Origin of the sequence: Muribaculum sp. An289 (assembly GCF_002159555.1) — a bacterium.
GTDB classification, from domain to species: domain Bacteria; phylum Bacteroidota; class Bacteroidia; order Bacteroidales; family UBA932; genus Merdivivens; species Merdivivens faecigallinarum.
This window is the reverse complement of record NZ_NFIV01000009.1, coordinates 70435-95726: the sequence shown is the minus strand read 5'-3', so window position 1 is coordinate 95726 and position 25292 is coordinate 70435. Positions and strand designations below refer to the sequence as shown.

General features: G+C 50.0%; 20 protein-coding genes and 1 tRNA gene. 2 read left to right on the top strand and 19 right to left on the bottom strand.

Going from position 1 to position 25292, the window contains the following annotated elements:
• Positions 1-274: 274 nt before the first annotated feature.
• The 9 genes from B5F83_RS08295 to B5F83_RS08255 form a co-directional block, all read right to left on the bottom strand.
• Positions 275-347, bottom strand: a tRNA-Gly gene (locus tag B5F83_RS08295).
• Between the two features lie 174 nt (positions 348-521).
• Positions 522-1544, bottom strand: coding sequence for a phenylalanine--tRNA ligase subunit alpha (gene pheS / locus B5F83_RS08290; protein WP_087279312.1), 1023 nt, complete (start codon positions 1542-1544; stop codon positions 522-524).
• A 159-nt stretch (positions 1545-1703) separates the two neighbouring features.
• Positions 1704-2981 (bottom strand): arginine deiminase family protein, encoded by a 1278-nt coding sequence (locus B5F83_RS08285; protein ID WP_087279315.1) that lies wholly within the window; start codon positions 2979-2981, stop codon positions 1704-1706.
• A gap of 17 nt (positions 2982-2998) precedes the next feature.
• Entirely contained in the window at positions 2999-4090 is a 1092-nt protein-coding gene (locus B5F83_RS08280; RefSeq protein WP_087279318.1) for a mannose-1-phosphate guanylyltransferase, read from the bottom strand.
• Positions 4091-4147: 57 nt separating this feature from the next.
• Complete coding sequence (locus tag B5F83_RS08275) at positions 4148-4513, bottom strand: YraN family protein (protein ID WP_087279321.1); 366 nt, start codon at positions 4511-4513, stop codon at positions 4148-4150.
• Positions 4489-4893: a nuclear transport factor 2 family protein gene (locus B5F83_RS08270; protein ID WP_087279324.1), complete on the bottom strand. Its 405-nt coding sequence runs from the start codon at positions 4891-4893 to the stop codon at positions 4489-4491. The genes B5F83_RS08275 and B5F83_RS08270 overlap by 25 nt, the downstream gene beginning before the upstream one ends.
• Before the next feature lie 2 nt (positions 4894-4895).
• On the bottom strand, positions 4896-7421 hold the full coding sequence (locus B5F83_RS08265; protein WP_087279526.1) for a Smr/MutS family protein: 2526 nt from the start codon (positions 7419-7421) through the stop codon (positions 4896-4898).
• 106 nt (positions 7422-7527) lie between these two features.
• Positions 7528-8316: a nucleotidyl transferase AbiEii/AbiGii toxin family protein gene (locus tag B5F83_RS08260; RefSeq protein ID WP_087279328.1), complete on the bottom strand. Its 789-nt coding sequence runs from the start codon at positions 8314-8316 to the stop codon at positions 7528-7530.
• A complete protein-coding gene (locus B5F83_RS08255) occupies positions 8313-9116 on the bottom strand; it encodes a type IV toxin-antitoxin system AbiEi family antitoxin (RefSeq protein ID WP_087279330.1) in 804 nt (267 codons plus the stop codon). Before B5F83_RS08255 ends, B5F83_RS08260 begins: the two co-directional genes overlap by 4 nt.
• A gap of 196 nt (positions 9117-9312) precedes the next feature.
• Between B5F83_RS08255 and cdaA the strand changes: the two genes are divergently transcribed.
• The gene (gene cdaA / locus B5F83_RS08250; RefSeq protein WP_087279333.1) at positions 9313-10107 is read left to right on the top strand and encodes a diadenylate cyclase CdaA; all 795 of its coding nucleotides are present in this window, start codon (positions 9313-9315) and stop codon (positions 10105-10107) included.
• A 31-nt stretch (positions 10108-10138) separates the two neighbouring features.
• Here cdaA and B5F83_RS08245 read toward each other — a convergent pair whose 3' ends face one another.
• The 4 genes from B5F83_RS08245 to B5F83_RS08230 are packed head-to-tail and all read right to left on the bottom strand — an operon-like array spanning position 10139 to position 16283.
• A complete protein-coding gene (locus B5F83_RS08245; protein WP_143822567.1) occupies positions 10139-10831 on the bottom strand; it encodes a ComF family protein in 693 nt (230 codons plus the stop codon).
• Between the two features lie 23 nt (positions 10832-10854).
• Positions 10855-12312 (bottom strand): NAD-dependent epimerase/dehydratase family protein, encoded by a 1458-nt coding sequence (locus B5F83_RS08240; protein ID WP_087279339.1) that lies wholly within the window; start codon positions 12310-12312, stop codon positions 10855-10857.
• A 3-nt stretch (positions 12313-12315) separates the two neighbouring features.
• Complete coding sequence (locus B5F83_RS08235; protein WP_158094200.1) at positions 12316-14523, bottom strand: S46 family peptidase; 2208 nt, start codon at positions 14521-14523, stop codon at positions 12316-12318.
• Complete coding sequence (locus B5F83_RS08230; protein ID WP_087279345.1) at positions 14520-16283, bottom strand: C69 family dipeptidase; 1764 nt, start codon at positions 16281-16283, stop codon at positions 14520-14522. The genes B5F83_RS08235 and B5F83_RS08230 overlap by 4 nt, the downstream gene beginning before the upstream one ends.
• 72 nt (positions 16284-16355) lie before the next feature.
• Between B5F83_RS08230 and B5F83_RS08225 the strand changes: the two genes are divergently transcribed.
• Positions 16356-16808, top strand: coding sequence for a hypothetical protein (locus B5F83_RS08225; protein ID WP_087325312.1), 453 nt, complete (start codon positions 16356-16358; stop codon positions 16806-16808).
• A 15-nt stretch (positions 16809-16823) separates the two neighbouring features.
• On the opposite strand, the gene B5F83_RS08220 is transcribed toward B5F83_RS08225, so the two are convergent.
• From B5F83_RS08220 to B5F83_RS08190, 6 genes are read right to left on the bottom strand one after another with little or no spacing between them, the layout of a single operon-like run.
• Positions 16824-17963 (bottom strand): metallophosphoesterase, encoded by a 1140-nt coding sequence (locus B5F83_RS08220; protein WP_087279350.1) that lies wholly within the window; start codon positions 17961-17963, stop codon positions 16824-16826.
• A 5-nt stretch (positions 17964-17968) separates the two neighbouring features.
• Positions 17969-18952, bottom strand: coding sequence for a DUF5689 domain-containing protein (locus B5F83_RS08215; RefSeq protein ID WP_087279353.1), 984 nt, complete (start codon positions 18950-18952; stop codon positions 17969-17971).
• 17 nt (positions 18953-18969) lie between these two features.
• Complete coding sequence (locus tag B5F83_RS08210; RefSeq protein ID WP_087279356.1) at positions 18970-21837, bottom strand: TonB-dependent receptor; 2868 nt, start codon at positions 21835-21837, stop codon at positions 18970-18972.
• A gap of 29 nt (positions 21838-21866) precedes the next feature.
• Positions 21867-22907, bottom strand: coding sequence for an endonuclease/exonuclease/phosphatase family protein (locus tag B5F83_RS08205; RefSeq protein WP_087279359.1), 1041 nt, complete (start codon positions 22905-22907; stop codon positions 21867-21869).
• A gap of 25 nt (positions 22908-22932) precedes the next feature.
• On the bottom strand, positions 22933-24162 hold the full coding sequence (locus tag B5F83_RS10710; protein WP_204207364.1) for a DNA/RNA non-specific endonuclease: 1230 nt from the start codon (positions 24160-24162) through the stop codon (positions 22933-22935).
• A 41-nt stretch (positions 24163-24203) separates the two neighbouring features.
• Complete coding sequence (locus B5F83_RS08190) at positions 24204-25184, bottom strand: BACON domain-containing protein (protein WP_087279366.1); 981 nt, start codon at positions 25182-25184, stop codon at positions 24204-24206.
• Between the last annotated feature and the right edge of the window lie 108 nt (positions 25185-25292).

Sequence of the window (25292 nt, the reverse complement as noted above, 5' to 3'; positions counted from 1 at the left end):
AAAACTCATTGACGAATATATATCACGCCATTATTGACACTATTATCATGAATTTTGTCGACTAAGAAATATTTATTCGTGTGCCATCATGAATTTTGTCGACTAGGCCGAAATTTATGCGTGACCGGTGGAGCCGCCAACCGGAATTATCCGCTGGTCCATTATCCGCTGGTCCGTTTTTCCAACGGGCGCCGGAATCATAAAAAAACCTCGCTATACAGAACGCACAGCGAGGCAAAAAATTTCATATTATGAAAAAAACTAAACATCATCGAGCGGAAAACGAGACTCGAACTCGCGACCCCGACCTTGGCAAGGTCGTGCTCTACCAACTGAGCTATTTCCGCATACATCCGATACCTTTGAGGCGACACGCCCTCAACTGCAAGGACACCTCTTTCGGTTTCGGGATTGCAAAGGTACGAATAAATTTCAAAACTCCAAGAGTTTTTTAAAAAAAATTGTCAGAAGCTGTTTAAAAATTTCCAAGAAAAAATTTCAAACAGCTTCTCAGATTGCAGTTAAATTGCGGTTTCAAATTCCGAAAGAAACCTCAAATCGTTTTCAAAATATTCTCTCAAATCCTTTACCTGCCACTTCAACATGGCGATGCGCTCCACGCCCATACCGAAAGCGAAACCGGAATATTTTCTGCTGTCTATGCCGGAAGCTTCGAGCACGTTAGGGTCTACCATCCCGCATCCCATAATCTCAAGCCAGCCGGTACCCTTGCATATATTGCAGCCCTTGCCTTTGCATATATTGCAACTTACATCGACTTCCGCACTCGGTTCCGTGAATGGAAAATATGACGGCCTCATCCTTATTTTGGCATCCTTTCCGAACATCTCCTGCGCGAAAAGCAATATCGCCTGCTTCATGTCGGCAAAAGAGACACCTTCGTCTATGTAAAGTCCTTCGACCTGATGGAAGATGCAATGGGCCCGGGCGGAAATGGCCTCATTACGGAAAACCCTCCCCGGGCATATAATCCTTATAGGAAGCGGAAGTTTTTCCATCGCCCTAACCTGCACGGAACTCGTATGGGTCCTCAACAGGACGGGATTGTCACCGGAAGTTACGAAAAACGTATCCTGCATATCCCTCGCCGGATGTTCGGGAGGGAAATTCAAGGCGCCGAAGACATGCCAGTCGTCTTCTATTTCCGGGCCCTCTACGACACTGTAGCCGGATTTCGAAAAAATGGATATGATTTCATTACGCGTTATCGATATCGGATGGCGGGAGCCTGTCAGGTAAGGAACGCCCGGCATTGTAAGGTCCGTCTTCGAAGAGGAAGAAACCTGTTTTCCTACGGAATTTTTCAATTCTTCAATCTTCGCCTGGGCCGCCGTTTTCAGACCGTTCAGCTTCTGACCGAAAAGTTTTTTCATTTCAGGCGGCACGGTCCTGAACTCCTCGAAAAGCGCCGTCACTTCGCCTTTCTTTCCGAGAAGCCTCACCCTCAGTTCCTCTATCTCCTGCTCATTCGAAGCCTTCATGGCCTCGATACGCTGCATCAAATCCTTTATCTTGTTTTCCATATAAAATGCTTCTACACTAAAATTGCACCATTAAAACCGCATCATTAAAACTGCACCAATAAAACTGTGTCATTAAAAACTGCGCCATCGAATAAAATTAAAAACCGCAAGCACAGCACACGTACCAAGCCAGCCGCACGCGTACGGAAGCCGGCCAGGCTATGCCCGCGAAACAGGCTGTGTCATACATCTTCCGCCACCGCCGCCGCGAGGGAGTTCCGAGCCTTCGATGGTAACAACACAGTCGCCCATGTCATCCAGGGAACGGACTCCGTCCAATATGTCCCAGGCCCTTACCGGTTCGAAACCGTTTTTCGCCAGCTCTGCAATGGTTGCCTCGTTCCGTCTGTAACCTATCACCTTGCCAGGAGCGAAAGCGAAGAAGTTCGCGCCGCTGTGCCACTGCTCCCTGTCCTGTGTCCAGGCATTTTCGGTCCCGCCGCAAATTATCGGCTCCAGTTCCATGCCTACCTTGGCCAGGGCGGAAAGCAGGTTGTGCTCCGGAACAATCTCCGTCACATTGCCGTTCTCCACATGCATGCGTATGGTGCGGTATATACCCGGTTCCATAATCAAAGGCTTGTACACCATGCATTTGCCGTTTCCGAGCAAGGTAAACACCATATCGAGATGGATGAACGACTCTGGGGAGGAAGGAAGCTGCTGCACCAGGACATCGAAACTGCCGTCCCTTCCGAAAGTGGACAGGGAAGTCGAAGTTGAGAGACCGGCTATCAGGGCATCTATGCCTTCAGTGGACGTGCGCAGCCCGTTGCCTATGATAAGCAAATCATTGCGGGCTACCAGGACATCGCCTCCTTCAATCTTCACACGGGAGCCGTATCTGGCATCCTTTCCGGGCTCTATGACATTGCAGCCGAAAAGTCCGCTGTACGTATATATCGCCTTCATTATTATGGATTCGCGGTCGCGCACCTTGTTTGCCATCTTGCAAATGACGGCGTTGCCGCCTATGACGACTGCCGAATCCCTTGTAAAATAAAAATTGTATAAAGGAGACAATGCGAATTTCTCTCCGCTGAGAAAGGCCGTAAGAGAACTGTATTTCAACGGCATGCCTTCTATCAGGTAGCGGGCAAGCACATCCGAAGGCAGATCGGACAGCTCCTTAGCCAAATCCATGGCGGATTCGGTGTTGCATACCTCCCCGATAAGCCAATCCTTTCCTATCGGGTTATCGAGCACGGACCTGAGCAGGTCGGATACCTCGTACGTATCCGCCACCTTTGAGAGCACTCCGCTCAACTGCCTGTACTCCTGGACGGCAATGCCCAGGCTGAGGATATCGCTGTAAAGGGCCTTGTGCGCATTCGCCGGAGTCATGTTTTCCACCTCCTTGCCCGGTGTATGGAGGATTACGGCATTCAATCCGGCTGTTTCGGACGTTATATTCAATCCTATCTTATTGTTACTCATAAATTATGTATTTATGTCTATTTATACTTGTTGAAATCGCTCATGGACAAATCCGTAATCACCTGCTTGATATCCGCCTCGACCTTCGGGCATATAAGCAGCACGTCATCGGTATTAACCACAATGAAGTTTTCGAGCCCCCTGACCGCAATCAGCTTGCCCTTCTCTTTCGAAAGCAATATCGAATCCGTCACGCCGGAAACGAGGCTATCCTTCGCAAGGACGAGATTCCCGTTTTCATCCTTATTGCCGAGACACCTGTAGAGCGACTCCCATGTCCCGAGATCCGACCACGAAAAATCCGCCGGAATCAGCCAGGCCTTGTCGGTTTTCTCCATTACGGCATAGTCAATCGATATCTTCGGACTGTCCCCGTATGCCTTTTCGACAAAATCCTCTTCCGCATCCGTCCACATCACATCCTTCCAGCCGTCGAATTGCGAAGCGAGTTCCGGCATATATTTTTCGAGTTCCCCGCGGATGGAAGCAAGGCTCCAAACGAAGATTCCCGAATTCCAGTAAAACTCCCCGCTGTTCATGAACACCTGGGCCATTTCCAGATCCGGTTTTTCCGTAAAGGTCTTTACAGGCATGGCCCCTCCTCTGAATTTGCTTTGCGAGGCGGCCGAAACCTGGATGTAACCATAGTTCGTTTCCGGCCTCGTCGGCTTGATGCCGAGAGTTACCAAAGAATCATGCTTTTCCGCATGGTCGAAGGCCTCAAGGATATTCCTGACGAAGATGTCCTCCTCCTTTATCCAATGGTCCGACGGAGCCACAACCATCGTGGAGTCGGGATCCTTTGCCAAAAGCTTATATAATGAATATGCTATACATGGTGCCGTATTCCGGCCGAAAGGCTCCAAAAAGATATTTTCAGAAGGCATTTCGGGCAATTGCCCGGCCACTATGTCCTCATAAATCCGCCCCGTAACCACAAAAATATTCTCCACCGGCAGGATTTTGGCAAAACGGTCGAATGTCTCCCGCAAAAAGGTCTTGCCCGAACCGGTTATGTCAAGAAACTGTTTCGGCATACTGCTGCGGCTTATCGGCCAGAAGCGGCTTCCGACACCGCCCGCCATTATGACACAGTAACGATTCTTCATATCTTACATGAATTTTGAGGTTCCAAATTGCAAAATTACCAAAAAAGCTGCAATCTTCTAAAAAAATGGAAGAAAAGCATCCTCAATATATTCAATAATCGCACCACCCCGGTCATTTGCGGAGACCGCAACCACATCGAAACGCACTTCCTTGGATGCAGGATGCATGGCGAGGTATGCCCTGGCGGCACGGCACATGTTCAGCATCTTGGCCCTGTTTACGGCCGAAGCGGGGGTGACTTCCGGAAAAAACCTTGTCTTCACCTCCACGAAATGCAGGTATTTTCCGGTTTCCGAAATGATATCCACTTCCAGATGGCCGTTTCTCCAGCCTCTGGCCAGGATTTCATGCCCCAATGATTCGAGGTAGGCTGCTGCCGCATCCTCTCCGGCCTTTCCTACAGAATGCCGGCGACCGTCCATTTTCCGTCATTTTTAACGGCAAGAAAATTTCCCCGATACGTATTCCCGGCTCCATCCGGGCCTTCCATGACAAGTGCGACCGCCACAGAATCATCCCCGGCAGGTTGCAGCTCCGAAGAGACTATCTTCGTAGAGGACAGCATCTGCCTGAATTTGGAAATGACGGCACTGTCTCCCGCATTTTCTTCGAATACGCCTGATACGCTCTCGAAAACCCCGTCCGAGCAATACGCCCTGACGGAATCCATGTCTGCCGCAAGCCAGTACTCCACGAATTTCCTCACCGTTTCTTCCGCATCCGTCCCGCCTTTCCGGGAACAGGAGGCAAGTGGCAAAACGGCCAAAGCCACCGTCACAAGCAAATAATTGGCAAAACGCATAATCAGTCAAATGTCACTACGGTTATCCCCGACCCTCCGAAGCGGATGTCTTCGTCCTTTACGGAAGATACGCCCGGAACGGTCTTCAAATATTTCTGTATTTCTTCCCGCAACGCCCCGGTCCCCTTGCCGTGAAGGATTCTGACAGAAGGGACTCCGAGCATTATCGCATCATCTATATAATTGACCACGGCCGACAGGGCCTCGGCCACCCGCTCCCCGCGCAAATCTATTTCGCTCTTGAAATTCAGCCTGCGTTCGCGCAAGGCGGGATCTTCCCTCCTTACAGTCTGTACGGGCTGCACGGCGGACTTCCTGAATTCTCCGGAGGATATTTTCTCGACCTTGTCAGGAGCCACCCTCGTGGAAATATTGCCTACGGAAACAAAGACCTGCTTCGGACTTACACGGACAACTTCCCCGACAAGGCCGCTGTCCTTTAACCGGACTTTGTCCCCTACGCCCAGAGGACTTTCGCGGAAAGCCTTTTCGGCGGCTTCTTCACGGGCTTTACGCTCCATTTCGGCCCTCTCTTTCTCACCCGCACGCATCAGCTTTTTCCGGGCCTCCCTCTCGCGCCGGGCCTTAATCTGCCCGATTTTGCGCTCGATACCGTCATCTTCGGGGGCCGGCTTGTCCAGCGAAGCCGAGAAAGCGGAAACCGCACTCCTCGCCTTCTTTGTCTCGACCGCATCCGCCTGCGATTCCCTTATCGTCCTCACGGTATTTTCTATGAGCCTGTTGGCCCCGGATATTATTTCCTTGGCCTCGCGTTTGGCCTCGTCTATAATCTCTTTCTTGGTTTTCCTTATGGCTTCCAGCTCATTCTGATACCTTTCCGTCAGACTGTCAAGGGTCTTGTCCGTACTTTTGATATGCGACAGTTTTTCATCTATGGCGCGCCGGCTGCGGGCGATACGGCGGAGATTGCGCTCGATGCCTACGAATTCCTCCCCGGCACGTGACTCCGCATCCTTTATGATGCTTTCGGGCAACCCCATTTTCCTCGCCAGCTCGAAAGCGAAAGAATTCCCGGGAAGGCCGGTTTCGAGCCTGAATAAAGGCGTTATGTTCTTCACATCGAACTGCATGGCACCGTTTACCACTCCGTTGTCACCCGATGCATAGAGTTTCAGGTTGGTATAATGGGTGGTTATCACGCCGAAGACCCCTCTCCTGTCGAGTTCCGCAAGGATGGCCTCCGCTATTGCACCTCCAGCGGCAGGCTCTGTTCCCGAGCCGAATTCGTCTATCAGCACGAGGGTTTTCCCGTCGGCATACGACAGCATGTCCCTCATATTGGCGAGATGGGAACTGTATGTACTCAAATCGTTTTCAATAGACTGATCATCACCGATGTCCACCATTATGGAGTTGAATACGGGAAGCTCGGATATTTCCGATGAAGGGACGAGCATCCCCCACTGGAACATATACTGAATCAGCCCCACCGTCTTCAGGCAGACCGATTTTCCGCCGGCATTCGGGCCGGATATGAGCATGATATGCCTCTGAGGGGTGAGCGAAATGGTCAGCGGGACTATTTCCTTGTGTTCTTTTTTCAGGTTTTTCTCCAAAATCGGATGCCTGGCCTTGCGCAGATTGAGTTCCCCGTTATCCGAGATAATCGGTTTGCCGGCTATGAAGTCCAATGAGACCTGGGCCTTGGCCATTATGAAATCTATCTCTCCCAAAAAACGGAAAGAATCCGCTATGTCATCGATATAAGGGCGGAGAAAAGCGGTGAACTCGGCCAGAATCCTTATGATTTCCCTCCTCTCGGCAAAACGCAGCTCGCTTATACGGTTGTCGAGTTCGACTATTTCTTCCGGCTCGATGAAAGTGGTTTTACCGGTAGCGGACTCGTCGATGATAAAGCCTTTCAGCTTGCGTTTGTTAGCGGACGATACCGGTATGAGTATCTTGCCGTCGCGCACGGATACGGAAGCGTCCTTGTCCACGATTCCCTCTTCCTGGCCCCGCCTCAGGACGGCTTCGGCCTTGCGCGATATCGAAGACTCGGCATCCCTCAGGGAACGGCGTATTGTGGCAAGCTGCTCAGAAGCATTGTCTTTTACGGCCCCGTAACGGTCGAGTATCGAATCTATCCTGTCGAGCACAGCAGGAAAACACAGCACGGGAGAAGCCATTTCCTTCAGTCTCGGATACAGTCCGTCCTTGACCGAATCGAAAAAGAAGACGATGCGCCTTACGGCATCCATTGCCTTGCGCAGTTTGCCCATGGAAACGACATCTATATATGAAGATTCGGCCTTGAGGGGGATAAGAAAATCCATGCAGTCTTCAAAACCCTGGGACGGGAACGAGTCTTCGAACATCAGAATCATCCTCATCTCGTCAGTGAGTTCCAGCCTGCGGGAAATCTCCGCGACGGAAGTGGAGAAACCTTCACTGCCGGCCCTTTCCTTCGAATATGCCATGGAACACTTCGCACTGACCGACTCCCTTACCTTGTCGAAGCCGAGTTTCTGTTCAGTTTTCAATATGTACGTCAAAAAGTTTTCCATCTCCATTCCTACACTTCATAAGATGCAAATATAGTGAGAAGCCGAGAGCAGAGCAAATGAATTTATTCAAACTGCATTGCCGAGAGGCGGAGGCTGCAAGGCTTTACTATAATTTATCTATCAATAACGAGCGGACAAGTTCATAACCTGACTGCGGATTGAATTCTATGTCAGGACGAATCAGATTTTGAGTATCTCCCAAGAAATCCGGATCTGACATTTTTCCCTCCATGTTGTTGATGAATTGCTTGTATGTTGGCGGCTGTTTTACGACAAAGGACATGTAACGCCTGTAACAACGGAGTATTTCATCAATATTTACGGAGGCTTGCGACAAAGCTACATATAAATCAAAAAGGTCCCTTCCTTTTTTTCGTTGATACAAAGCCCTTAGTTTTGTCCCCAACAGTTCATTCAGACAATATGTCGTTATCTCGCATTTACCCGAGAACCAGCTGTTTTCCATCTCGAACGGAATTTTGACCAATCCGAGTTCATTAAAATGTTCAAAACAATTTATCTCGATTTTCAATCGAAGCGGAATGACAGGAGGTACCTCAGATTCCATACGGAACAACATTGTATTATTGTATCGCTTTTGTTTTGTAACCCTGTCAGGCAAGAAGCTCAGGACTTCGCCCAGTCTGAACATGATTGGCTTTATCGGTCCCGGTGTGATTTGTACCAAGTCAATATCTTCACTATACCTGGGCTGTGGCGACAAATACAGCTTATGAAGTGCCGTACCTCCCCTGAAAGCCAACTGCGAGGCAAGGAACCCATCACTGAAAATGGCGACAAGCGCACGGGATATAATAAGGTCCTGTTCCACTTGTGCATTGTCATTCCAAGGAACAATTTTATTCCATTGGGTAATAGCTGCCCTGTTTATCATATTTCGTCTGTTTCTATTATCGAATTTACATTAACTTTCCAACGGGTATTCTTTTCCACATCCTTTTCCGGCCGATTGGTACTTAACGGGACATACCTGAAACGCTTGGCGTATGACAACAGTTCCGTATGAAGCACTTCCGCAACCTCTTTCTGTTCAAGAACCTCCTCCAGAATATATCCCAAACGTTGTACAGTGGCAATTGAGGTATGAACGAACAAATTTTTGGAGGCATCCCGAAAATCCATCTTCTCTGCCAACTCTTCCAAAATAGTGGCAGCTCTTGAAAGACCGCCGATATACTGTTCATACTGCACAATATCAATGGAGGTCAATTCCACATTCGAGTAATGGATTACTCCGGTTTCAGAATTCTTTGACAGTAAAAGGTCCGATGGAATCTCCTTACGGTATGTCCAGACAAGCGTATTGTTTTTTGATGGCGAAACGGACGACTTCGGGAATATTGTCATTACGGAAAACCTTTGCGGGCGCTGGTGCGCAGCACCTAAGATTTCCGCAGCACTCAACAGGCTTATGTAATATGGCTTTTTCAGATATGACATCAACTGGTCAATGTAATAAATTGGAGGTACAATCCTTTTCGCTGCATATTGCGGAGGAACAATAATATAAAATCCCTTATACGCAGAATACAGAATGCCACGGGACGATAATCGGAAAAGTTCATTCCTGATAACCTGTTCCGAATAATTGGGAAATGTCAGCCTTATCTCCTCGACAGAAAAAGTCGGAAAACCACTTATTTCTCTATACCGAATCCATTCTCTGATTGTCATATTGGGTAATTTTAGTGCAAAGGTAATCAAAAAATGATTATTTATGCACTTTTTTGGCGCATTTTCAAAATGAAAGATAAGTTATACCACATTCTTTCCGAGGCGTGAGCAGTATTTCTGCCGCAGGCAAATATAGCGAGAAATCGTCTGATTTTGCTATATTTGCAGATTGGAAATCCCAAAGGTACATCTGATTATGCTGGATTTTTTGAACATATCTTTCGTAGACATACTGGACATCCTGCTCGTAGGCCTGCTTATATATCAGATTTTCAAACTGATACGTGGAACTGCGGCCATGGGTATATTTTTAGGCATCCTGGTCATCCTGTTCGCATGGATAATCGTGGACGCCCTGAACATGAAACTCACTTCCGCAATCATAAGCCAGGTAATCGGTGTCGGCGCAATAGCCATAATCATACTTTTCCAACAGGAAATAAGACGTTTCCTGCTCCATTTGGGAATGAGATACATGAAAACAGGGAAAAGGACAGGGCTTTTCAGGTTTTTCTTCGGCCAGAGCCGGAAGACGGAACTCAATTCCAGGTCGGTGAATGAAATTGTAGAAGCCTGCGTGAGGATGTCGGATGACAGGACCGGGGCCCTTATAATAATCCCGCACCTGTCCCGCCTGGACACGATAATAGAAACCGGGGACCTGATAGACGCACGTATAAGCCACCGCCTGATAATGAACATTTTCTTCAAAAATTCCCCTCTGCACGACGGGGCGATGATTGTATCCGGAGACCGGATAGTGGCTGCAAGATGCACGCTTCCCATCAGCGAAAACCCCAACCTGCCGAGCCATTTCGGCATGAGGCACAAGGCCGCCATCGGGATTACGGAAGAAACGGATGCCGATGCGATAGTGGTTTCCGAGGAAACAGGGCGCATTTCATTCATAAACGACGGGAAAGCCGTGACAATCAACAACAGCGGCGAACTGAGGGACGCAATCGGCAAATCCTTCAAGGCCGCCTCGTAAAGACACGGAAAAACAAAAACAGGAGCAGGGCTCAGTCCTCCCGTACCTTTGCCACCGAAGCGAAAAGCACTTCCACGGAAATCCCATAAGTTTTCAGGGCCGATGAACATGAAAGCAAGGTAGCCCCTGTCGTACAGGTATCATCCACAATCAATATCCTTACCCTGCCGTTTTCCTTTACCAGAGCATCGACGACGGCGGAATCCCCGCCAAGGACAAAGGCGTTCCTTACATTGGAAACCTTATCGGCCACATTCACATAAGTCTGTGAAGCCGTGCGCCTTCGCCTTTTGAAAAGGGAAGGGAGCAACAACGGATATTTTCCGCATACGGAGCCGTAACCGGAGACGAAACCTTCGGCTATCATCTCGGACTGGTTATACCCTCGCTTCCATTTTCTCGTCCAGTGCAGAGGGACAGGGGCGACTATGTCTATGCCGCCGAGACCGTTCCCCGCAAGGGCCGCATACGAACCAAGGAGCCGCCCGAGCCTTACACCGAGACTGGAATTCCCCATATATTTGACCGACAGTGCCAGCCTCTTATATGGGGAGACATCATTGTAATAAAATAGTGAGAACACCCATTGCCCCCGCTCGGTCCACATATAGGTATACGGAATATCGGCAAGGCAACCGAGGCACAAATCCCGCTCCGGAGCCAACAACCGCTTCCCGCACACTACACAATACCGGGGAAGCACACAATCGAGCAAATCTGTCAATACATTCCTTTTCCCATGCATATTCAGTCGTGGAGGGGAGCCACAACCTGTGCAAGAAATCCATTGTAGCGGGCCTGGCGAGGATAATCGTCCGGCTTCTCCATGCACTGCGGACACCAGTAGCCGCCCAACAGCACAGTACGCGGAGTCAATACGAAACGGTGGCCGTCATGGCACTCCCACTCTAGAGGGGAATCCCAGAGCGCATCTCCAGTCACATCAGGAACGGAAACCGCCCTTCCGCCACGGAAGGCGGCTGCTTTCTCCAGCATTGCAGCATCCAGCGAAGCTGCCGGCGCCGACTCGTCATAGCCGTGGTCGAGACTCAGGGAAGCGACCTCCTCCTCATCCGGGTCAGGGTCAGGCGAGGCAAGGGAGAAACCCTTCCACGGAGCAATGGCATAATATGCGGCCATACCTCCGTAAAACGCATCTATCCTCGCTTCGTTTCCGCTCTTTATCCAATAGCGAGTGCCAAGAGTCCTGTTCATGGCCACATGTCCCATGAACATTTTCATCACGAATGCCGGACACAGGAAAGCGAGTTTCAGATATGAGGGGGCCTTCGAGGCCAGACGTCGGAAGTATTCCCTGACAGGAAGATTTTCCCTGAAGGAAAACAATCCTTCCAGCACATCGGCATCTGAATACCACTGTCCGTGAAAATTTTTCAGGGCGAACCATTTGGTATCGAATATCTTTTCCGGGGAAGACGCACCTATGGCTTTCAATATCAGTGTTTCGAACTGATAATTGGTAAGCCGGTACATCTTGCCGCTGCTGATATTGTAAAATTTCTTCCAGAAACTGTCAGGAATATCCGACTTGCATATATTCACCATGAGCCTTGCCGAATCCTCTACCGTCGCCCATTCAAGCATCCCGTTGAGAGGGACATGGAAGGTTATGGGGTCGTTGGCTTTCCCGAGCAATTTCGAGTAAAGTATCCCCGACTGCCTGAGACTCGCCCATCTGGCAAGGGACGATTCCGAAAGCATCCTTTCCGCGATGCATTTGGACATGGCATAACTGTCGAATCTCGCCGGGGCTATGGGGTCCCCGGTCCTTCCGAAGCGGTTTGAAACCTCCCTGTTCCCTGTCTGAGACACCGAACCTATGCTTATTACGGGCATGTCCGTAAGCGAAAGTTCTTCCAGCGCATCTATGATATTGCGCATGGCGGACGTATTCACCCGCATTGTCTCCTCGGGATACCAGTCGGCCTTAGGAGACACCATGCCTCCGATGTGCAACAATATATCGCTCCCTTGCGCGAGCCTTTTCACCGACTCATAGTCGGCAAGGTCGCCCCAGACTACCTCAATCCTGCCCTCACGTTCCAACGGAGAAAGCATCTTGATATTTTTTTCGGAACGCCTCGCCAACACTTTCAGATTGAATCCGGTTTCCTTCAGAAAAGCCCTCAGCGTTTCACCTCCCATCGTACCGGTCGCCCCGGTAAGCGCAACATTTTTATACATATCCTATAATCCTAATTCTTCTATTATACGTGACATTCCCGCATACTTGTCGAGTATCCAGAGAATGTATCTTATATCGGCGCATACGGCTTTGTTGTAATCTTCCAGATAATACAGGCCGCCGGCCAGAGATTCGTAATTGGCATCGAAAGCCATGCCAATCAGTTTTCCATTGCAGTCGAGCACCGGACTTCCCGAGTTGCCCCTCGTCACATCGTTATCCGTAAGAAAATCCACATACATTTTCCCGTCATCCGCGGCCCAACGCCCCCAGTCTCCGGAACAAAGCAGCTGCATGAACCTTCCGTCAGGGGCGAAATCCTCCTTTTCCGGAGAGTATTTCTGCACAATCCCGTCCGAAGTGCTTCTCCATGAATAATATACCGCATCGCGAGGAGACAGAGGGGAAACATTCCCGAAAGTGAACCTCATGGTCGAATTGGCATCCGGATACTGCGGAATACCGGAACTCTCGCGCATCGAATACAGCATCCGTGCATATTTGTCCTCAAGCATCTCAACCGACACTCCGTCCTCAACCCTGCTAAGGGCGGTATAGAACTCATACATCCTGGAACTCCGCAGCAATTGGTACAAAGGATCGTAATACAGGGCTATCCTTTCCCGCAGAATGTCACAGGCTTCACCGCAGGAGCCGATTTCATAGGACCTGGCATCTTCAAGCACAGGCACCACCAGGGCACTCAGGGAATCGTATCTGGCCTTATCGGTAAAAAACGAATTTTCCCACACATAATCCGTCATCGCGGAATAATCGTTGCCGAAGATCTCCTCCAGATAAACATGGAACGGACTACGGAACTCCTCATCGATATGGGTGAAGAAGACCGAAACCGCATATTCCAACAATTCCTTTTCCACTTTCGGGTCAAGCTGCTTCCACATCCCGCCTACGGCACGGAAAGCGTCGGCAAACCGCTGCACCGTCTTAGGGCTGTCGCCGTGCCTGTTCTTCCTCACGGCCATATTGCGGACGTACGGATAAAGGCCCGTACCCTCTATCATGGTTCCGGTAAAATACAGTATCTGGTCGGAAATGCCTGCCACATCCGCATATTTTCTTTCCAAATCGCCCATGAGGCTTCCCCATCTTTCAATCCTTACGGGATCCTCCGAGACCCACGCCTGCAAAACCGCCTCGCGGGAAGCGATGGAATCGAGAATATGGTGCCGCAATATATTGTCGGTTTCGCCGGCATCGTACTCTCTGGCATTGCTCAGACTGAAAAACGTATTGTAATATTTCAGACGCACTGCAGGATTTTCGGCCATGTGCCCGCGGATAATCCGTATCCTGTCTTCCTTCATTCCGACGGTTATCGGGTTTATACGGTAAATATCGTCCTTGACCGCGAAAGAAGAACTATATCTGCCCGTAGCGTCAGGATAACCCATTATGAGGGTGAAATCGCCTTCGGAATACCCGTCCGTCGATATGGCGAACGAATATCGCGGTGACAGAGGCACATTTTCAGGAGAATATTCAGCCGGGCTTCCGTCCGGAGCGGCATAAATCCTGTACATGGCAAAATCGCCCTTGTGCTGAGGCCATTCCCAATTGTCCACATCGCCTCCGAAAGATGCGATGGATACACCGGGAGCCGCCACCAGCCTCACGTCGGGGTAAACCTCGTACAGAGACATATAATATTTTTCCCCGCACCACATCGAAGAAAGCACGGCCTTGTAACCGGTCTCGTCCCTTACTGCCTTTTCCATCAGGAACCTCATCCGGCGCATGTTAATCTGCTTGCCTTCACGCTCGGTCTCCGCGATGTATTCCCCGACATCGTCCGTCACATCTATGATGTATTTCAGGAACATGGCGTTCTTTCCCGGAATCGGGCGCTCCTCTTCGAGGGTCATGGCCCAGAAACCGTCTTCAAGATAATTGTTGTCTTCAGAGCTTACACCCACTATGTCCGGATAAGCGCAATGATGGGTGGTCATGACAAGGCCCTCGTCCGAAATGACACTGCCCGTACAACCCTGCTCAAAAAAGACAACCGCATCGGAAAACGATGCAGTTGTTTCGTTATAAATCATGGAAGGGTCTATCTTCATGCCGGCATCCCTCATTTTCAGGGCAAGGGACTTGTCTATGAGATTTACCATCCACATTCCGCCGTCGGCAGCAGCATTTACCGCCGCCACGGCCATAAACAGCATAATGACTGTAAATCTTTTCATGGCAATGGCTCTTTTACTTCGAGGACATCCCCATGGTCTTCGACTACGGCCTGTTTCCATTTTTCGGTATAGCCCGGATTGGTTATGGAACCCGGAATACGGTCCGAATGGCCGTTGGTTATCCAGCTTCCGTCAGGATTCTGGCCTTTGACATTGCCGTCCATGTATTTCAAAAGCAAATACACTTCAAGCTCGCACCAGTCCGAGAAAATGTCCTGCGCTGTGGTTATCGTATATTCTGTAAGGTATTTTCTGACTTCTTCAAACGGAACCGAAACCTTGTTGTCGGAATTGCGGGCATATTTCTTAGGTCCGTTCTTTTCATATATCTCATAGAGTTCCATGGCCTTCTCGTCTATTGACGGAATCTCCGCAAGTGTGGCGTTTTCAAATTCGTCAATCCTCGAACGCACATCCGCCGCCATTATATTGTACATCTTGTAGCAGGCATTTGCCACCCTGTTGGTCATCCAGAACGCGGAAGTCGGGGAATATTCCAGAATAGAACCGTTGCCCTCTCTGAAGGACTCAGGGACATCGAGTATGGAAGTATATACAGGCGTGAGGTACGAAGTGGCGGCATCGTCGGTACCGAACCAGAGTATGCCTCCGATTACGTCCGGAAGCCAGCCCCTCGACTGGCCTACGAGCCAGAAACCGGTCTGTTGGGTAGCAATCGCCCTTTCATTCACGTAAGTCTTGCCTTCGTATTCGAAATCCATAGGCCTCCACCTGTAAGGAAGGGCATTGCCGCCGGCGCCTATGTCAGTCGTCATGTCCATTGGAGTCCCCTCGAAATGATCCCTCATGACATCTGCTACATTCTTCACCGTCACACCCTCGGCCTTTACGAAAAGAGGCATCTGGTTGTCCGGATTGTACCCCATCGCGAAGTCTATATAATCGTATGCGTCCTTTTCCACAAGATTGCCGTTCCCGTCCTCGAAGACGAATTTACCACCGGTAAGTATGTTGAAAGCCGACCATACCCTCGCCTCGCAGCCGCGAAGTCCGGAAAAATTGTAAGGTGCGTATGTCCTGCAGAAACTGAATTCGCTGTCCTCTCCCTTGAAAAAGCCTTTTTCACGCGCGAATGAAATCACATCCTCGGAATAGATGCAGTTCTCCGGGTCATCGAGAGGGAAACGGTCTATGCGGGCCTGGTTGGCATGCGCGCAGATATATCCGTCAGGAACGCGGCGCGCCACCCATACTATGCCTTTCTCGCCTTCGCCCTTGCCTATCAGCTCCATTATCCACACTTCGTTAGGGTCCGCTATGGAAAATGATTCGCCGGAAGAGCAGTAGCCGTAGGTATTGGCAAGCTCGACAATGACATCTATGGCCTCACGGGCGGTCTTTGCCCGCTGGAGGGCTATGTAAATGAGGGAACCGTAATCCATTATGCCGTTTGCCCCTGAAAGCTCCGGACGTCCCCCGTATGTCGTTTCGGTAATGATAAGCTGATGTTCATTCATATTGCCGACGGTCTGATACGTTACCGCAACCTGAGGTATCGAACCGAGGAATTTTCCCGTATCCCACTCATAGATATCGAGCATGGTACCGTTAGGATAAACAGCGGCCGGCCTGTAGTAAAGCTCACCGTAAAGTGCATGCGAGTCAGCAGCATAGGAAACCAACGACGAGCCGTCGGCCGAAGCGCCCGGGGTCACAAGGACATTAGTGCATGCATCCGTTTCGACAGCTGAAAGAGCGGTAGCGGCGACAATGGCCGCGGACAAAAAGAATTTTCTCATAAATCTTATCATATTATATTTTTACATATTTTTGCAAATACAACGTCAAATATACGCAAAAATTTGAACTATATGAAAATTGCAGCAGTTCTTGCCGTTTCGATAACGGTCGCATGCCTGGCACATACGGGACTTTCCGCGCAGAACCAGCAACAGGAAAAACCGAAGAGCGTGGAAGAGATGGCTGCCGAACAGGCAGACCTGCTCGGTGAAAGATTAGGGCTCGAATACTGGCAGGTATTCTATGTGGACTCCATACTGACAGCCAATTTCAAAGGGATGGAGGAAGACATCAAAAGGCTCGGTGAAAGCCGGGTGTCGATGGAAAGCATCTACTTCGAAGTCCAGGACAGGTGGGCGGAAAAAACGGACAGCGCGTTCATGAAACTGTTCAATGAAGAACAGTGGAAAAAATATATGTCTTCCGGGGCCCGGAAAGCCAAAAAGGAAAGGGACAGACGTGCAAAGGAGAGGATGCAGAGCAATCTCGAATTGCAGGAACGGATGGGAGAAGGAAAACTGTAATCAGGAAAACAGTAATCAGGGCCGAGGCCCGCACCTCAACGTTATCACCGTTATTTCCGGCCACGCCCCGAGCCTTATCGGAAGCAGATATCCCAAACCGGCATTCACGTAAAGCATCCGCCCCCCTTCTTCATACAGGCCGCTGTGTTCCGGATAAAAATACCTGGCCGGAGAAAATCCCGGCAGACTGAACTGCATGTCATGTGTATGCCCGGAAAGGGTAAGCTCTATGTCCGTATCGGGAAGCACCTCACGTCTCCAGTGCGTAGGGTCGTGGCTCATAAGCACTTTAAACACGCCGTCCGTGCCGTGCAGGGCACTGTCGAGCTCCGCATAATCGGGAAAAGGCGGCTCGCCGCTGTTCTGGACACCTATGATGGCGATGCTGTCATTGCCCCTGCGGACAAACACATGCTCATTGTCGAGCAACCTCCAACCCATTGCCTTCTCACGGACAAGAAGGCTGTCGAAATTCGCCGCCTCAGCTTCGGCGCTGTCCCACTCGGCGTATGTGCCGTAATCATGGTTGCCGAGGACCGAAAACACACCGTCCGCGGCCTTTATTTTACCGAGAATCCCCATGGTCTTGAGCAACTCGGACGCCGTAGCATTCACTATGTCGCCCGTAAACAGCACCAAATCGGCCTTCTGCGCATTCACAATCGACACCGCTTCGGCAAGGGCGCTGCTGTTTTCAGGCCAGCTCCCGGAATGTATGTCCGAAATCTGCACTAACCTGTAGCCGTCGAAAGAATCGGGAAGGGTATCGAAATACAGAACGACGTCATTGACCTCAAAATGCCTGATGCCCTCCGTAGCCCCGTACACCGCAGTCCCCAACAGAAACAGGCCGGCAAGCCCGGCCACGGTCCCGGAAACGGCAGGGCGTTTTCTGAAAAACCGGAACCTCCTCAGGACAAACAGGACAAGCACGAACATCAGTTTCGGGACAGTCACGCACAACAGCACTATGGAAGCCGGCATAAAATCCGGAAAAGCCAGAATCGACAGGCATGAAACCGCCGTAAGAAAACTCGGAGTCCAGCACAAAAAATGTGTCCGCTTCCTCGGAAGCGGACGACAATAAACGTTGAATATGTACCAGTCTGTGAGTATGGAAAGTAGAATCGAGGATATTACAAAGACTAAAACCATGAATCCTATTCCTCAATCTTTACACCATCCAAATCGACCAGTACGAACTGATAGTTTTCATTGTAAACGGTCATAATGCCCGTAAGTGAAATCTTTCCGGCATTCTCGGCGGTAATTCCGCTCGACACAAGCTTGTAATCGGCGAATTTCGCATACCCGCTCGTCCTCACCTGCAAATCGGCATTGCCGAGCGTGAAATACTGGCTGACACTGTAAAACGCCGGCTCATAATCTTCCGGATTCGGCACATCCCTGTCGCCTTTGTCCATTGCCGCCTGATTTGCCAAATATTTTGCAAAACCTTCTTCGGAGAAAGCCCAGGTATCGACTCCATGTGTCTCGTTGGACAGATAAAGGCTGTTGTCATTCTTGTCATACAGAATCACAAAGACCCTGTTCCCGTAGGAAAGCCCCTTCACGGTGACATATCTGCCGACATATTCTTCGGAAAGGATATCGTCACCCGAAGTGATTACAATCGGATCTTTCAGCGTATCCTGCTTGCCCTTGAATATATGCAAATCCACAAGCAGCTGCACGTCTATGTACGAAGTCTCGTACTTTCCGGTAAGGTCTTCATAGCCGAGCTGCACCATCCGCCCGTAGGCGCCGAGGGAGAGGTCCTTGCATTTTACATAAATCCACTGCCCCGGCTTGTACACATTGTACAGACCTGTTTTTCCGATTTTGAGCTCGATTCCGGAAGTGCTGTCCTGGATATACATCGACCTGTAGAAGTTTCCCTCTTCATCGGAAGTGGTCACCTGGCCCTTTATCACCAGATCCTCCTCGATTACAAAAGGATTCCCGGGCGTATACATCGCCTTCAGCTCCTCGATGGTAATAAAGGTCGAGCCTTCGAAATCCGCATCCGTATAAATCTTTGACGGCACGGGGTCATCGTACTGGTCGGTAACCACCGGACCGAATTCCTCGCAGGAAACGACCGTCACGAGAAAAGCCGCGAATAAAAATATATAGCGTTTCATATATCAAATCCTCCGAATTAAAATCTGAAATAAATATTCAACATATAATTGATTCCCTGCATGTAGAAATACTTGGAATCGAATCTGTAATAACGCTCATCGTTTTCCGAATCGATAAGGCGGCTTTGCTCGTAACCTCCGGTCTTCAGCCACTTGTTGTTCAGGATATTCTTGATTTCCAAAGAAAATCCGATATTGTATTTTCTGTCGATATACCAGGATTTCCCGATACTTGCATTAAGGATGAACTGGGGAGCGAATGTTTCCTGTGCGGCCATATACTCCTCTTCCGCAGGAGTCCATATATTGTCCGGTCCGCATACGGCTATGTCCGTGCGGTACAGAGGATTCATTTCCAGATACATCTTGTCGAAGTACTGCAAATCCAGCCCTATGAAAAGGTAGTCGCGGGTCCTGTAATTGAGTCCGAGGGTGGCGGCTATCTGAGGAGTGTTCCCGACATAGTGCTTCTGGACTTTCTCCACGACAGGCGACCCGTCCTCACCGTACACGTAATTTCCGGAAGCATCCTTCTTGTAAATGTTGTGGGACATCCAGTATGCCACTTCGCGGTTATCCATAATCAGGTCTCCGCTGTTATCGATTGTCTGGGTGACACGTGGTATCGAAGTATATACATAGTCGCCTATGCTTGCCGCACCGGAAAGGGAAAGGCCGGTAACAGGCAGAGGCACCTTGAAACCGAGCTCGATACCCACGTTCCTCTGGTCGATTCCGCTCATCGCGAAGTTGGTGAAAGAGTTCTGGGCGTCATCGTAGAAGCTCGTCAGGTCGCTCTGGTCCTTGATTGTAGTATAATAAGCGGTGAACCTTATGTCATAGCCCCTCTTCGAGAAAGCATAATTGACATCCACCGAGAAGGTCTTCTGCGTAGTCAGGTTCGGAGTAAGGGTGTTCCTTGTCCTCGGGGAAACGAATGATTCGTTAAAATAAGGCGCTTCGTTGAAATATCCTATATTGGCATAGAACCTGTGGGCCTTGTACGCATAAGCAAGCCCGGCCTTCGCCGAATATGTGAAAAACTGAGGAGCCTCCGACTTGCCTTTGGAATTATCGAGGAAGAGACCTTTCTGCACCAGACCTTCGCGCCAGAAAGTCGAATATCCGGCTTCTGCCGCCAGATAAGCCCTCCAAGGGCCGTATTCGAAATTGCCGTTCGCCCATACCTTCGCATTCCTTATCTGTGCGTAGTAGTCGTAGCCGTACTTGTCACCGACCTTCACTTTCTGGGCCTCGCCGTGCAGGAAGTAGTATTCCACATCGTTCTGGATTTTGATAGGGTCAGTCGCGAAATCCCTCTCCGCAAACTGGTCGATGTTAACATAATAGTCTCCGCCGAGCAAATCCTTTATGGTCTTGTAGAACTCCGTCCTGTTCCATCTGAAATTGGCACCTGCATCGAGGGTGAAGAAATCGTTTGCACGCCAGTCCGCATTCACCGATATATTGACATCGTTCTGGTCGGTACGCCTTTCCTCAAGCACGTATTTGGAACGTTTCAGCCCATTCTCATCCACATTGTCATAATTGATATTGTACATACGGTCCCAATTGATATGCTGGGTTCCGCCGTAATTGTTCATCCATGCTTCGGCAGCCCATCCCGCGAGAAACTCGGAATCCCTGTTCTTGTAGTTAGGGTCGGGATTGTAGAAATAACTCGGAAGGTTTCTGTAATAATCCGGCCTCGGATCCGGGGTATCATACCAGTCGAGGGCCGAATACCCGTTCCTTCCTGTACGGTAAAGAACCGTTGCCGACAACTCGAAATCCTCTTTTGGGGTATAACGGTACTTGAACATGAGGACAGGCTCATGATTGTTTCTCACGCGCGCATTCCTTATGACACCGTTCTGATAACCCCAGTTGGAGTTGTAATAATTGCTGCCTACCAGGTCGTAGACTTCCTGGGTAGAGGCATTCTGCGCACCGCGCTGTACAGGGGCGCCGAATACGGAAAAGCTGAAACGGTGACGGTCGCGAAGGTTCTTCTCCGCCCCGAAATAATATGAGAAGGATTTATAATAAACGCCTTCCACCCAGTCATTTCCGCCAAGTCTCGTCGATATGTTCGCCGCAAACGACCAGCCGTTGTCCATCTCCCCGGTGGCGTATGAAGCCATGAGCCTCAAACGGTAAAGGGCGCTGTTCGAAAGCAGGCTGAAACGGAAGCCTTTGCGCATCTGGGAAGCCGTACCGAAAATATTTGTCTGGCCGTTGTAACCGCCCACTCCGAAATACGCAGGATCGAGTCCTATCGTATTGTCCTCGGCACGTACCGCCTCGTTAAGGCCGCTCCACAGCGAATAAGGCGAATAGCCGGTAACTGCGTCATTCATCTTGATGCCTGCAAGATACACGTCCCTCGTGCTGTTGTCATATCCTCTCGGACGGAACCTTACCGAGCTGAAATCATAGCCGGTCACGCTCTCGAATACGTCGGCAGAAGCCCCGAAAACCAGAGGGACATCCTCGAAACCGTATCCTCCGTCATCATAAGACATGAAAACAGGCTCCTGTACCTCGAAATCGTCCGGCAGGAGCGATACGTAAAAGACATTCTTCATGACTCCGTCCTCGACAGTCACCGTCAGCCTCTGTTCCGAAAAACCGGCCGCACTGACCGTAACGGCGTAATCTCCCGGGACGATTCCCTCGAAAACGAAATCCCCGTCCGCATCGGAAGTCGCAGTATAATTTCCGGAAGCCGTTCTGCCGGAAGATACCATCTCCAGAGCCGCTCCCGCTATCGCGGACTTGTCAGACCTATTGACAACACGTCCCTTTATCCCGCCGGTGCCGGTCTGGGAATAGGCCGGGAACGAAACGGCAATCAGGAAAAGGACAAGCAAAATACGTTTCATATAATTAATGTTTTTCTATTCGTCAGTAATTATTTTCCGATAATGATGAATGTCGGGAAGTGGTCGCTGTAACCGTTCATGAAAGCCCCGTAAGAAAATGTCCTGTGAGGATTGTTCTTGTACTGCCCGGTCTTCGTAACCATGAAAGGTTTTCTGAAAATCACCCCGTAATACCCGTTAGGCCCGCTCTTGCAGAGCCTCAGGGTTCCGTCCGGAGCATTCAGAAGAGACCCGTTGACAAGTATCTGGTCGAATACGCTCCACACATTCTGATAGGCATTGGAACCGAATCCGTCGTTCAGCATGCGCCAGAACGGATTGAACATGTCCTCCGCCTCTTCCACATCGTCCGGGTCGAGTTTTCCTCCGAGGACTTCGCACATGCTTTCATCGAAAGGATCGTCGTTCATGTCGCCCATGACTATCACCTTTATCCCCGGATGTTCGTCCATCATCGCGAGCGAATGTTCACGGATGATTTCCGCGCCGCGGCTTCTCAGATTGCCGCCTTTGCCGCCGACACGGGAAGGAAGATGGGCCACGTAAACGGCGAATTCCTCTCCGGCAATCTTACCGTAGACCATCAGTATGTCCCTTGTCTTGAAATCCTCATACCCTTCGAGGGTGAAAGGAATCGACTCGCTAGATATGTACTCGAAATTCTCCGGACGGTAAAGCATGGCAACATCGACCCCGCGCATGTCCGGACTGTCATAGTGCACGATATTGTAACCGGCAGGGATCAGTTCAGGCTGTGAAACAAGGTCTTCGAGCACCCGTCTGTTCTCTATCTCCGAAACGCCGAGGATGGTATGGAAGGTGCCGTTGCGTTCCGCCATTGCCGAAATGACACGCGCGATATTGTGCAGCTTCTTCCCATACTTCCTTTCCGTCCATTTATTTGCTCCGTCAGGAAGGAACTCCTCATCGTTTTTCTCAGGATCGTCATAAGTATCGAAAAGGTTTTCAAGATTATAAAAACCCACCACGTACTTTTCCTCCACGTCCTGCGCATGGAGCGTGACTCCCAGCAGGAACAGGACCAAAACCGAAATAATCGTTTTTTTCATATTTTATCGCAATATTTGTTTCAAACTAAATACCCCACCATGAAGAGACCTTGGCCGACTCTACCCTTGCCTCCACATCATCGGGAAGGTTGCAGAAGAAGTCGATGCCGAGTTTTTCCTCAAGTTCGTCTATCGTCATCACCATCGAGGAATTGATATGGGTTTCTTCATATGGCCTGTTCTCGACATAAATTCCTATACCCATATATTCTGAAATCGAGCTCGAAGGGTCGTATTTCAGAAGGGCCTTGAAATAAGCCTCCGGAACATTCACTCTGTTTCCGCCCTTGTCGGTGATAAAGTCGTTTTCACTCGGCACGCAGCCGGTCACCACGTAAAGGGTATCGCACTTGTCCGACCAGCTCCTGACGGTGTTTTCCAGATTGCTCCAGATTCCCTGGTTCATCCGGGAATTCTGAGGAGTGACATTCGTAGGATAATAGGTCGCTCTGTGCGCATACGTGCGGTAACGGTCGGCGGCAGGCAGCTGGTGTCCCCTGTCGTAACCGCTTACGCCCCAGCCTTTATCCACATTGGACTGGTATTTTACCGGTATTTTCGGATCCTTTACTCCCCAGCCGTTATTGCGCTTCCCTTCGCCTCTAAGCCCCTTGTTCAGCGGATAGGCCACCCACAGAGATACCTTGTTGGCCACATCGTAATACAACGAATAGCTTCTCTGGTTGCCCGTGGACTCCATATTGTGGAACACCCACGCGAAACCGTATTCTTCCTCTATGGCAGGCAGTTCGAGCCAGCCTCTCACTTTGTCGGAAACCAGGTCCGGATACGGATTGTCCGGATCTGGGTCAGGGTCGGGATCGGGGTCGGGATCTGGATCAGGGTCTGGATCGGGATCCGGGTCAGGCTGCTGGGCGGTTTTCCCGGCCTGTAAAAGATTTGCCTTGCTTGAATGTTTTCCAAAATCTCCGAAAACGCACACTATTTCCGCACTGCGTTCATCCTCGCCCGTATTTTCCTGATATTTCAAAACGATATTCGCCTTGTCTCCGCTCCCCGAAACAGGCTCTATCTCAATCCAATCAGTATCTTCTCCGTGATAAAGGACCGAAAACTCCCACTTCACGTCGCTTTTCACGGTAACGAACATGCTGCCCGCATCGGCGGAAACCTCCTGCTTGGAAAGTCCCATCTCCCCGTATTCCTTGGGCTCGCATGAAAAGGCTATGAAAGCTAAGGACACTACGGCAGCATAAGCGACCGTCCCAGTCAATATATGATATATGTTTTTCATCTGCATCCAGTTAAAAATCAAGATTGATTGACTTGCCCGCACTACTCGGTCCTTCCCGGGATAGTGATGCTCGTACCCTTGCTCCAGTCTATCACAGGACCGTCTCCACCGGCCTTCAGGGACAGGTCATCGAGACGGTGCGCGGAGCTTATGGTCGGAGCAAAGCGTATCCACAGGGTTTCAGTCCCTTCCGGTAAGGTGAACGGAGCCGAAGCCAAATCCCATCTTCCGTTAAGATAGGTGCCGCTTGCGAACGTGTACTCGACTTCCACCCAGTTTTCACCGTCCGGACTTATCATGACAGGGAATTCTTCAGGCCTGAAGGTATTGTCTTTCTCGCTGTAAACATATCTCTCCGTTCCGAAACTGAGGGTATATGCCTGCTGGCGAGGGTGCAGTTTGATGTTTCCTACGACAAAATAAGGGTTTGTACTGAAAAACAGGTTATTGTTTCCGGAACCGTCGTAATCCGAATAATTGCCGTTCGAAGAAGTGTTGGAACGGGCGCTCATGCCGGAAAAATAGTATTCGACAGAATCCGCCCCGGCACCGGTTTCGTTCTTCCAGCATTCGGTCTGATCAAGATAAGGCCACCTGTCATCGGTCTCCACCGCCAGTTCGGCATCGAAATCATTGCCGTAGAACAGCGACGGTATCCCGTCCGGATTCGCCGCCTGCGACACCGACAACGTAGTATATACGGCAAGTGTTCTGAACATCACGGAAGTGCTTCTCGAATCTCCGGCGGCATTTTCAAGCACCGTGACCGTCACGCGCCCGTCGTTGCTTCCCTGAGGAGGGTCGATTGCAATCCAGTCCGCATCCGTTACCGCCTGCCAGTCCCTGTTCACATAAAGCGTGACAGTATCGGATCCGCCCTCGAAGCCGAACTCCATGTTTTCCCTTCCCAACTCGATTTCAGGAAGGGGCGGTACGGGATTTTCCTTGCATGAAGACACGAAGAAAACGGGCATTGCCGCAATGGCGGCCGCCACAAACCTTTTAAAAATATATCCTTTCATTCCGTTATCTTTTATACTAAAACAATTGCAAAGATAATTTATTAAAACTGAACTGTAAACAATATGGTGAAAATATTAATGAAAATAATATTACACGACTTCCGGACA

Bases quoted from the DNA above. Each gene is read 5' to 3' on its own strand.
- B5F83_RS08235 (WP_158094200.1), bottom strand. From the start codon at position 14,523: ATGAAAAGATTTACAGTCATTATGCTGTTTATGGCCGTGGCGGCGGTA.
- B5F83_RS10710 (WP_204207364.1), bottom strand. From the start codon at position 24,162: ATGAAAAACATATATCATATATTGACTGGGACGGTCGCTTATGCTGCC.
- B5F83_RS08205 (WP_087279359.1), bottom strand. From the start codon at position 22,907: ATGAAAAAAACGATTATTTCGGTTTTGGTCCTGTTCCTGCTGGGAGTC.
- B5F83_RS08240 (WP_087279339.1), bottom strand. From the start codon at position 12,312: ATGTATAAAAATGTTGCGCTTACCGGGGCGACCGGTACGATGGGAGGT.
- B5F83_RS08255 (WP_087279330.1), bottom strand. From the start codon at position 9,116: ATGACAATCAGAGAATGGATTCGGTATAGAGAAATAAGTGGTTTTCCG.
- B5F83_RS08220 (WP_087279350.1), bottom strand. From the start codon at position 17,963: ATGGTTTTAGTCTTTGTAATATCCTCGATTCTACTTTCCATACTCACA.
- B5F83_RS08285 (WP_087279315.1), bottom strand. From the start codon at position 2,981: ATGAGTAACAATAAGATAGGATTGAATATAACGTCCGAAACAGCCGGA.
- B5F83_RS08260 (WP_087279328.1), bottom strand. From the start codon at position 8,316: ATGATAAACAGGGCAGCTATTACCCAATGGAATAAAATTGTTCCTTGG.
- B5F83_RS08265 (WP_087279526.1), bottom strand. From the start codon at position 7,421: ATGGAAAACTTTTTGACGTACATATTGAAAACTGAACAGAAACTCGGC.
- B5F83_RS08275 (WP_087279321.1), bottom strand. From the start codon at position 4,513: ATGGACGGTCGCCGGCATTCTGTAGGAAAGGCCGGAGAGGATGCGGCA.
- B5F83_RS08230 (WP_087279345.1), bottom strand. From the start codon at position 16,283: ATGAGAAAATTCTTTTTGTCCGCGGCCATTGTCGCCGCTACCGCTCTT.
- B5F83_RS08215 (WP_087279353.1), bottom strand. From the start codon at position 18,952: ATGAAACGCTATATATTTTTATTCGCGGCTTTTCTCGTGACGGTCGTT.
- B5F83_RS08280 (WP_087279318.1), bottom strand. From the start codon at position 4,090: ATGAAGAATCGTTACTGTGTCATAATGGCGGGCGGTGTCGGAAGCCGC.
- B5F83_RS08210 (WP_087279356.1), bottom strand. From the start codon at position 21,837: ATGAAACGTATTTTGCTTGTCCTTTTCCTGATTGCCGTTTCGTTCCCG.
- B5F83_RS08190 (WP_087279366.1), bottom strand. From the start codon at position 25,184: ATGAAAGGATATATTTTTAAAAGGTTTGTGGCGGCCGCCATTGCGGCA.
- B5F83_RS08225 (WP_087325312.1), top strand. From the start codon at position 16,356: ATGAAAATTGCAGCAGTTCTTGCCGTTTCGATAACGGTCGCATGCCTG.
- B5F83_RS08270 (WP_087279324.1), bottom strand. From the start codon at position 4,893: ATGCGTTTTGCCAATTATTTGCTTGTGACGGTGGCTTTGGCCGTTTTG.
- cdaA (WP_087279333.1), top strand. From the start codon at position 9,313: ATGCTGGATTTTTTGAACATATCTTTCGTAGACATACTGGACATCCTG.
- pheS (WP_087279312.1), bottom strand. From the start codon at position 1,544: ATGGAAAACAAGATAAAGGATTTGATGCAGCGTATCGAGGCCATGAAG.